The organism is Streptomyces sp. NPDC055749 (genome assembly GCF_053617235.1).
In genome coordinates this window covers 1-1510 of sequence record NZ_JBSHFH010000128.1, presented here as the reverse complement: position 1 = coordinate 1510, position 1510 = coordinate 1, and the positions used below count along the sequence as shown (strand labels likewise).

Annotated in this window: 2 protein-coding genes; both read left to right on the top strand. The window is 54.8% G+C overall.

Annotated elements, in window-relative coordinates:
- Window positions 1-158: 158 nt before the first annotated feature.
- The gene (gene aph(3'')-Ib / locus ACWGO0_RS37385) at window positions 159-962 is read left to right on the top strand and encodes an aminoglycoside O-phosphotransferase APH(3'')-Ib (RefSeq protein WP_001082319.1); all 804 of its coding nucleotides are present in this window, start codon (window positions 159-161) and stop codon (window positions 960-962) included.
- The coding region (locus ACWGO0_RS37380) for an aminoglycoside phosphotransferase family protein (protein ID WP_453544883.1) at window positions 962-1510 on the top strand (549 nt) is incomplete at its 3' end. The genes aph(3'')-Ib and ACWGO0_RS37380, both read left to right, overlap by 1 nt.

The window sequence follows — 1510 nt, the reverse complement described above, 5'->3', positions numbered from 1 at the left end:
GAACTCGCCATCTAGCGCGTCACTCTCTACCGATATTTATGACCCAAAGGCGAGCTCAGAGACCATGGAAAGCATGTTCTCGGACTTACGTAGCAACTCGTTTCTTTTCGCAGGTTGAGCCACCTCCGCGCTTCATCAGAAAACTGAAGGAACCTCCATTGAATCGAACTAATATTTTTTTTGGTGAATCGCATTCTGACTGGTTGCCTGTCAGAGGCGGAGAATCTGGTGATTTTGTTTTTCGACGTGGTGACGGGCATGCCTTCGCGAAAATCGCACCTGCTTCCCGCCGCGGTGAGCTCGCTGGAGAGCGTGACCGCCTCATTTGGCTCAAAGGTCGAGGTGTGGCTTGCCCCGAGGTGATCAACTGGCAGGAGGAACAGGAGGGTGCATGCTTGGTGATAACGGCAATTCCGGGAGTACCGGCGGCTGATCTGTCTGGAGCGGATTTGCTCAAAGCGTGGCCGTCAATGGGGCAGCAACTTGGCGCTGTTCACAGCCTATCGGTTGATCAATGTCCGTTTGAGCGCAGGCTGTCGCGAATGTTCGGACGCGCCGTTGATGTGGTGTCCCGCAATGCCGTCAATCCCGACTTCTTACCGGACGAGGACAAGAGTACGCCGCAGCTCGATCTTTTGGCTCGTGTCGAACGAGAGCTACCGGTGCGGCTCGACCAAGAGCGCACCGATATGGTTGTTTGCCATGGTGATCCCTGCATGCCGAACTTCATGGTGGACCCTAAAACTCTTCAATGCACGGGTCTGATCGACCTTGGGCGGCTCGGAACAGCAGATCGCTATGCCGATTTGGCACTCATGATTGCTAACGCCGAAGAGAACTGGGCAGCGCCAGATGAAGCAGAGCGCGCCTTCGCTGTCCTATTCAATGTATTGGGGATCGAAGCCCCCGACCGCGAACGCCTTGCCTTCTATCTGCGATTGGACCCTCTGACTTGGGGTTGATGTTCATGCCGCCTGTTTTTCCTGCTCATTGGCACGTTTCGCAACCTGTTCTCATTGCGGACACCTTTTCCAGCCTCGTTTGGAAAGTTTCATTGCCAGACGGGACTCCTGCAATCGTCAAGGGATTGAAACCTATAGAAGACATTGCTGATGAACTGCGCGGGGCCGACTATCTGGTATGGCGCAATGGGAGGGGAGCAGTCCGGTTGCTCGGTCGTGAGAACAATCTGATGTTGCTCGAATATGCCGGGGAGCGAATGCTCTCTCACATCGTTGCCGAGCACGGCGACTACCAGGCGACCGAAATTGCAGCGGAACTAATGGCGAAGCTGTATGCCGCATCTGAGGAACCCCTGCCTTCTGCCCTTCTCCCGATCCGGGATCGCTTTGCAGCTTTGTTTCAGCGGGCGCGCGATGATCAAAACGCAGGTTGTCAAACTGACTACGTCCACGCGGCGATTATAGCCGATCAAATGATGAGCAATGCCTCGGAACTGCGTGGGCTACATGGCGATCTGCATCATGAAAACATCATGTTCTCCAGTCTG